This is a genomic window from Pseudomonas brassicae (genome assembly GCF_010671725.1).
GTDB lineage: Bacteria > Pseudomonadota > Gammaproteobacteria > Pseudomonadales > Pseudomonadaceae > Aquipseudomonas > Aquipseudomonas brassicae.
In genome coordinates this window covers 1-7,493 of the sequence record NZ_JAAHBU010000065.1, presented here as the reverse complement: position 1 = coordinate 7,493, position 7,493 = coordinate 1, and the positions used below count along the sequence as shown (strand labels likewise).

The 7,493-nt window shown below is 64.0% G+C and carries 4 protein-coding genes and 2 pseudogenes; 3 read left to right on the top strand and 3 right to left on the bottom strand.

The window, feature by feature from the left end; translation table 11 throughout:
* On the top strand, nucleotides 1-1,298 hold a 1,298-nt coding region (locus G3436_RS05885; RefSeq protein WP_163942371.1), incomplete at its 5' end, for a PqiB family protein.
* A gap of 17 nt (nucleotides 1,299-1,315) precedes the next feature.
* Nucleotides 1,316-1,876, top strand: a complete 561-nt coding sequence (locus G3436_RS05880; protein ID WP_243667029.1) for a PqiC family protein — start codon at nucleotides 1,316-1,318, stop codon at nucleotides 1,874-1,876.
* A 55-nt stretch (nucleotides 1,877-1,931) separates the two neighbouring features.
* On the opposite strand, the pseudogene G3436_RS05875 reads toward G3436_RS05880, so the two are convergent.
* Nucleotides 1,932-3,229: pseudogene (locus G3436_RS05875) on the bottom strand (serine/threonine transporter).
* A 74-nt stretch (nucleotides 3,230-3,303) separates the two neighbouring features.
* On the bottom strand, nucleotides 3,304-4,680 hold the full coding sequence (locus G3436_RS05870) for an L-serine ammonia-lyase (protein WP_163942367.1): 1,377 nt from the start codon (nucleotides 4,678-4,680) through the stop codon (nucleotides 3,304-3,306).
* 146 nt (nucleotides 4,681-4,826) lie between these two features.
* On the opposite strand from G3436_RS05870, the gene G3436_RS05865 reads away from it, so the two are divergent.
* Nucleotides 4,827-5,759, top strand: coding sequence for a LysR substrate-binding domain-containing protein (locus tag G3436_RS05865; protein ID WP_163942365.1), 933 nt, complete (start codon nucleotides 4,827-4,829; stop codon nucleotides 5,757-5,759).
* Nucleotides 5,760-5,795: 36 nt separating this feature from the next.
* Here G3436_RS05865 and G3436_RS05860 read toward each other — a convergent pair.
* Nucleotides 5,796-7,474 (bottom strand): annotated as a pseudogene (locus tag G3436_RS05860) (sulfatase-like hydrolase/transferase).
* Nucleotides 7,475-7,493 lie beyond the last annotated feature (19 nt).

Genomic DNA, 7,493 nt, shown 5'->3' with positions numbered 1-7,493 from the left:
GTGCCGGTGGCGTGTCGGGTATCGACACGTTGTTCTCGGGCGACTTCATCGGCGCCGACGCCGGGCAGTCGCAGGCACGCGCCAAGACGTTCACCGGCCTCGAGGCACCACCGCCGATCACCTATGGCGAGCCTGGCCGGCGCTTCAACCTGCATGCCTCCGACCTTGGCTCGCTGGGCATCGGCTCGCCGGTCTACTACCGCAAGATCCCGGTCGGGCAGGTGGTGTCGTATGCCCTGGATGCCGATGGCAAGGGGGTCAATGTCGAAGTGTTCATCCACGCGCCCAACGATGCCTTTGTCACCGACAATACGCGCTTCTGGAATGCCAGCGGCGTGGACGTGGAGGTCAGTGCCAATGGCTTCGCGCTGCGCACCGAGTCGTTGTCGTCACTGATGGTGGGGGGAGTGGCGTTCCGGGCGCCGGACTACAGCCCCGACGACAGTGCCGCCGCCGAAGACAAGACCTTCGAGCTGTTCGACGACCGCGCCGCCGCCCTCGCCCCGCCCAACGGCAAGGCGCAATACCTGGCACTGCGCTTCGACCAGGCCCTGCGCGGGCTGCGGGTGGGCGCGCCAGTGGAGTTTCTGGGCATGGAGTTCGGCCGCGTGGTGGGCATCAACCTGGACTTCGATGCCAAGACCCGTACCTTCCCGGTCAACGTCGGCATTGTCATCTACCCGCAACGCCTGGGCCAGGCGCATACCAAGATGCTCAAGGCGTTGGACCACAACCCCAACGACGAACAGGCCGCCATCCGCCTGATGGGCACCTTCATCGACAACGGGTTGCGCGCCCAGGCCCGCAGCGGCAACCTGCTGACCGGCCAGTTGTACATCGCCCTGGACTTCTATCCGAAGGCGCCCAAGGTGGTCTTCGACCCCAGTGTTCGGCCAGTCACCATCCCTACCCTGCCCAGCAGCCTGGAACAGTTGCAGGAGCAGTTCCAGGCGATGGTCGAGAAAATCAACAAATTGCCCATCGAACGCATCGCCGGCAACCTGGACGGCAACCTGGTAGAGCTGCGCAAGGCGCTCAAGCAGTTCAACGGCAAGACCCTGCCCACTCTCGACAGCACCTTGCAGGACATGAGCAGCACGCTCAAAAGCGCAAACGCGACCTTGGCAGAAGACTCGCCACAGCGTGAGCAACTGGCGCAGACCCTGGATGACCTGGGGCGCATGACCCGCTCGATGCGTGAGCTGGCCGACTACCTCAAGCGCAACCCCGAATCGCTGTTGCGCGGCCGGCCAGACAATGCGCCGGCCGACGCCTTGCCACCTTCTTCACGCCAATGAGCGCAGGAGCCCGCACCATGAACCCTTTGCTCAAGCCCGCGATACTAGGCCTGGCGCTACTGCTGGCAGCCTGCCGCGGTGACCCGGTGCACTACCACACCCTGGTGCCGGCGCAACCCGCCTCAGCTGACGTGCGTACGGTCGACGTCAGGATCGAGTTCCTCAGCGTGCCGCCCCAGGTCGACCGCGCGCAGCTCGTCGTGCGCCAGGGTGACAGCGGCCTGGTGGTGCTGGAGAGCGAATGGTGGGGTTCCACCCTGGTGGATGAAGTGCGCAGTGCCTTGAGCGGGCTGCTCAACAGTAATGCTGCGCAGGTGACGGGGCTGCGCCTGGAGGTGCAGCGGTTCGACTCCGTACCTGGGCAGTACGCGCTGCTGGAGGCGCGCTGGCGCCTGCGCGCGATCAGCCACGACAACGCCGGCCCGCCCTTGCGCTGCCACAGCGTGATACGCAGCACCGCCGGGGCAAGCCTGCCCGAGCTGGTGGCGGCACAGCAACGCAACCTTGCGCAACTGGCGGGCGTGATTGCACGCACTGCGGCCGCCGGACGGGTCAGTTGCGCGGCGCTTGCGCCCTGACCCGCTGCTCGGTCTCTTCACCGTGCAGGCTCGCCTGCACCGGCGCCCCCGGTGGTTACTTGAGCACGGAAAACGCGATAGCCGACAGGGTGAACAGGCCGATCAGCACCACAAACACGTTGGAGGCACGCCCCGAGTACTGGCGCAGCGACGGTACCTTACGGATGGCGTACATCGGCATCAGGAACAACAGGCACGCCAGCACCGGGCCGCCCATGGTTTCGATAATTGCCAGGATGCTCGGGTTGAGCGTGGCAATGGCCCAGCAGGTCAGCAGCATGAACACGGCAGTAATGCGTTCCAGGCGCTTGGCCGACAGGGATGACTTGCGCCCGCGCATGCCCTTGACGATCAGGCCCTGGAAGCCTTCGCTGGCACCGATGTAGTGCCCCAGGAACGACTTGGTGATCGCCACCAGCGCGATCAACGGTGCAACAAAGCCGATCACCGGGGTCTGGAAATGGTTGGCCAGGTACGACAGGATCGAGATGTTCTGTTCCTTGGCCTGCACCAGGTCGGCGGGCGACAGCGCCAGTACGCAGCTGAAGCAGAAGAACATCACGGTCAGCACCATCATCACGTGGGCCACCGCCAGGGTGCGACCGCTCTTCTGGTCGGCCTGGGCGCCGTAACGGTGCTTCTGGTCGACGGCAAAGGCCGAGATGATCGGTGAGTGGTTGAACGAGAACACCATCACCGGAATCGCCAGCCACAGTGTCTTGAAGAACAGGCCAGGCGCCATGCCTTCAGCCGCCTGGGCGAAAAACGCACCGTTCCAGTTCGGGATCAGGCTGGCCGCCAGCAGCAACAGCGCCGCCACAAAGGGATACACCAGCACGCTCATGACCTTGACGATGATGTCCTGGCCGCTGCGCACCACCACCATCAGCCCGCACACCAGCACCAGCGCGAGCAAGGCGCGCGGCGGCGGTGCCATGTGCAACTGGTGGGTCATGAAGCTGGTCAGGGTATTGGTCAGGGCGACGCTGTACACCAGCAGGATCGGGAAGATCGCGAAGAAGTACAGCAGCGTGATCAGCTTGCCGGCCCCCACGCCAAAGTGTTCTTCGACGACTTCGTGATGTCTTCCTTGCCGCTGCTGCGCCCGGAGAGCACAAAACGCGTCAGGGCGCGGTGGGCGAAGAAGGTCATCGGGAAGGCCAGCAATGCCAGCACCAGCAACGGCCAGAAGCCGCCCAGCCCGGCGTTGATGGGCAGGAACAGGGTGCCAGCACCGATAGCGGTGCCGTACAGGCCCAGGGCCCAGGTGGTGTCGGTACGGTTCCAGGCAGTGCTGGAAACGGGTGCAGCAGTGTCTACACCCGAGTGGGTGCTGGTGTTTGCATCAGTCATCGATTTCGCCTTGTAATTATTTTTGTTGCCTATGAACAACCATCAGTCAATCGGGCGGCTGTGCGCCGCCCCGTTCAACACTCGACGAAGCTGACCGCCAGCCCGCCGCGGGACGTCTCCTTGTAGTTCTCGTGCATGTCGGCCCCGGTGTCGCGCATGGTGCGGATCACCCGGTCCAGGGAAATGAAATGTTCGCCGTCGCCACGCAGTGCCATCTGCACCGCGTTGATCGCCTTGACCGCCGCAATCGCGTTGCGCTCGATGCACGGCACCTGCACCAGCCCGCCGACCGGGTCACAGGTCAGCCCGAGGTTATGCTCCAGGGCAATTTCCGCTGCGTTTTCCAGCTGCATCGGCGTGGCCCCCAGCACATCGGCAAGGCCCGCCGCAGCCATCGCGCAGGCCGAACCGACCTCGCCCTGGCAACCGACTTCGGCCCCGGAAATCGATGCGTTCTTCTTGCACAGGATGCCGACCGAGGCCGCTGCCAGCAGGAAGTCGACCACATCGTTGTCGCAGGCTTCGGGGTTGAATTTGACGAAGTAGTGCAGCACCGCCGGGATGATCCCCGCCGCGCCATTGGTGGGTGCGGTGACCATGCGTCCGCCGGCGGCGTTCTCTTCGTTCACCGCCAGGGCGAACAGGTTGACCCACTCCATGGCACTCAGGGTCGAGCCGATCACGTTGGGTTTGCCCAGTTCCTGCAGGCTGCGGTGCAGCTTGGCCGCACGCCGCTTGACCTTGAGCCCGCCAGGCAGGATGCCCTCGTTGCGCAGGCCATTGTCGACACACTCGCGCATCACCGCCCAGAGGTGCAGCAGGCCACTGCGCACTTCGGCCTCCTCGCGCCAGGCCAACTCGTTGGCCATCATCAGTTGGCTGACCCGCAGACCATGCTGCTTGCACAGCGCCAGCAGCTCTTGCGCGCTGGAGAATTCATAGGGCAGCACGACCTGTTCGGCGGCACTGCCGGCGCCACCGACCTGCGCGGCCTCGACAATGAAGCCACCGCCCACCGAGTAGTAGGTCTGCTGCAACAACAGGCCCGCCTCGCCACTGGCTTCGAGGGTCATGGCATTGGGATGGTAGGGCAGGCTTTCATCCAGCAGCAGCAGGTCCTGCGCACCGTTGAACGGGATGGCATGCTCACCCCCCAACAGCAACAGGCCACTGTCGTGCAACTGCTGGATGCGCGGCTCGATGCTGTGCGGGTCGATCTGGTCGGGCCACTCGCCCATCAGCCCGAGCAGGCAGGCACGATCACTGGCGTGGCCGACGCCGGTCGCCGACAGCGAGCCGTACAAGCGCACTTGCACACGGCCTACCCTGGCCAGCACGCCCTCGTCGCGCAATGTCGCGACAAAGCTGGCCGCTGCCCGCATGGGGCCGACGGTATGCGAGCTGGAAGGCCCGATACCAATTTTGAACAGATCGAAAACACTGATAGCCATGCTAATGCCTGCACACACAGACGAAACAGGTCGAATGGTGGCGTTGTGAAAAAATTGAAGGGTGTTACGAAGTTGCGCGATACTGCCGCGCTCACTTGGTGATGACCAACGAAACTTTCTAAGCAAGGCTTTAGCAGGACTAAACGATGAGGCGTCAAATGAATGGCCAGATGTATGTCTGGCTGCACGTGTTTTCATGTGCCGCGCGGCACCTGTCGTTCACGCGCTGCGCCGAAGAGCTGCACATCACACCCGGTGCGGTGAGCCAGCAGATCCGCCAGCTGGAGGAGCGCCTGGGCTTTCGGCTGTTTCTGCGCCGCGCGCGAGGGGTGGAGCTGACGGCGCAGGGGCAGCGCCTTGCACTGACGGTGAACGAGGCCTACGGCAGCATCGAGGCCGAACTGCTGCGCCTGGATGCCGGTGACATTCGCGGCACCTTGCGGCTACGTTCGATCCCCTCGTTTCTGGCCAAATGGCTGACGCCGCGCCTGCCGCGCCTGCAGCAGCGTTTTCCCGATATCCAGTTGCGCCTGGTGGCCGAGGACAGCAACCAGGCGCTGCATGAAGGTGATTTCGACCTGGCAATCGACCTCAATGACGGCAGCTACCCTGGCATGCACTCGACACCGTTGCTTGATGAGCAGATCTTTCCCGTGTGCTCACCCGCCCTGCTGCGCGGCCGCCCACCGCTGCACGGGCCGGCGGACCTGGTGCACTACCCGTTGCTGCACGACATCACCGCCTGGCGTGGCAGCTCGGAATATGCCGAGTGGGAGTTCTACCTCGAAGCGATTGGTGCACAGGAACAGGATGTGCGCCGTGGCCACACCTTCAATCGCAACCATTTGACCATCGAAGCGGCGATCGCCGGGATCGGCGTAGCGATTGCGCGGCGCACATTGCTCAACGACGAGCTGGAGCGCGGCACGCTGATCGTGCCGTTCGGCTTGCCCATCGCCAACCACAAGCGTTACGTGCTGCTGTACCCGGCGGGCGCGCTGGCGCACCCGAGTGCGCGAGCGGTGCACGACTGGTTGGTTGAAGAAGCGCAGAGCTTTCGCGCACTGCATGCGATCTAGCCGCCAGCACGCGCGACGCCTTGGGTGCCAGGCGTATCAATCAGCCGCGCCGACCGGCATCCCCTCGGGCCCTGGCGTCACCACCACGCCCAAATCGATGTGTTTGAACGCGGGCTTGGCCCCCAGCCGCGCATTGAACCGGTAGTTGAAGCTGAACGGATCCTCGGTCGGCACATTCAACGCACGCCCGTAGACCGGCTCGACCGCCGCTGCGTCATAGCCCAGCAACTGCAACACGGTCGGAAAGATGTTGTAGTGGCTGGAGCGGTCCTTGTTGGTCGACAACTGCGCCTGCCAATCCAGCGCCTTCACGCCCTGCCCCTGAATCACCACCAGCGGCACCAGCCCCTCCTCCTCCACCGGGTCGCCGCCACAGTGGGTGTTGAGCCCGGGATTGCCGCGCTCGTGCAGGTCCTGACCGTGGTCGGAGGTGTAGATCACTACCGCCTGGCTCAGGTCAGCCTGGGCAAACAGCCGATTGAAGAACTCGCCAACACTCCACAGCAAGCTGTTCTTGTACGAATTGCGGTACAGCACCCAGTCTTGCGGCGTACCGCTGAAACCGTCACGTTCACCGGTATCGGCGATGTCCGCGTACTGGCCGCGCGGCAATGCCGGCCGGTAGCTCATGAATGCATCCGGGTACTTGTCATGCACCGGAAAATGTACCCCGACCTTGTTCATCACGATCAGTTGCGGCTTGCCGTCGTCCAGCAGTTCGACCAGCCTTTGCAGCGCCGCCATGTCGCGGTCGCGCACCGGGGTGGCATCGAACTGGATGAACTGGTCGATATCGCGCTTTTCGTTGGCGTCCATCAGGTTCTGCAGGTGCCCACCGGTACGCTGGCCATCGATGTACACCGTGCTCAGCCCCGCCTGTTTGGCGTACTGCCAGATCGACGGCAAGGTCGAGTTGATCCGCAGGTAGTCCTCGCGCGTGCCGCCATAGCGCAGGGTGACATTGGTATCGGCACTGCAGTTGGCGATCGAGGCCGCATAGCCATAGTTGAAAATGCTCACCCCCGGCCGTGCCTGCGCAAGGTTGCTGCGTACGCCGTTGGGCGTATTGAGGTCCAGATAGTTGCCCGACACGCTCTCGTCGATGATCAGCACGATATCGCGCGCCAGCACCGGGCCGCTGCGCGTCAGGCTCACCGGCTGACGCGGGCCGACGCTGGCATTGAGCGATTCGTAGATGAACAGGTTCAGGTAGGCCAGCGGGGTATACATCACCGGCAGGCCGCGCGCGCCCTCGCCGGCGCGCACGAACAGAATGCCGGTCAGTAGCGCCAGCCCCAGCAGCGGCGCCGCCCACGGCAGCGCCGACGGCCAACGCCACGCCGGCCCAGGACGCAAGCCCAGGCCCAGCAACAACAGCACCCCCCTTGGCCAGCGCCACCACGATCACGCTGTGGTACTGCTGCAGCGCCTCGCCGATGAAGCCACCCGAATACACCATCGAGACGAACGCGCTGTACGTGAGGTAGTCGGCCATGATGCGGGTGTACGCATCGAAAAACACCGCACTGGCAAAGAACCCCAACGCAAACACCCAGCGCACCAGGCCCTGGCGAATGTTCGCGCTCAACCACAAGGCAACCAGCAGCACCCCGAATACCCCGGCATACAGCACCAGTGCCACGCCCAGCCCGATCGCTTCGAGACGTTCGATGTACGTAGCCGCTGAAGCTCAAAAGGTAAACGACCAGCAACAGTCCCTTTGACTGTAACCGC

Coding starts and splice junctions, on each gene's coding strand:
- G3436_RS05880 (WP_243667029.1), top strand. CDS start 1,316: ATGAACCCTTTGCTCAAGCCCGCGATACTAGGCCTGGCGCTACTGCTG.
- G3436_RS05870 (WP_163942367.1), bottom strand. CDS start 4,680: ATGGCTATCAGTGTTTTCGATCTGTTCAAAATTGGTATCGGGCCTTCC.
- G3436_RS05865 (WP_163942365.1), top strand. CDS start 4,827: ATGAGGCGTCAAATGAATGGCCAGATGTATGTCTGGCTGCACGTGTTT.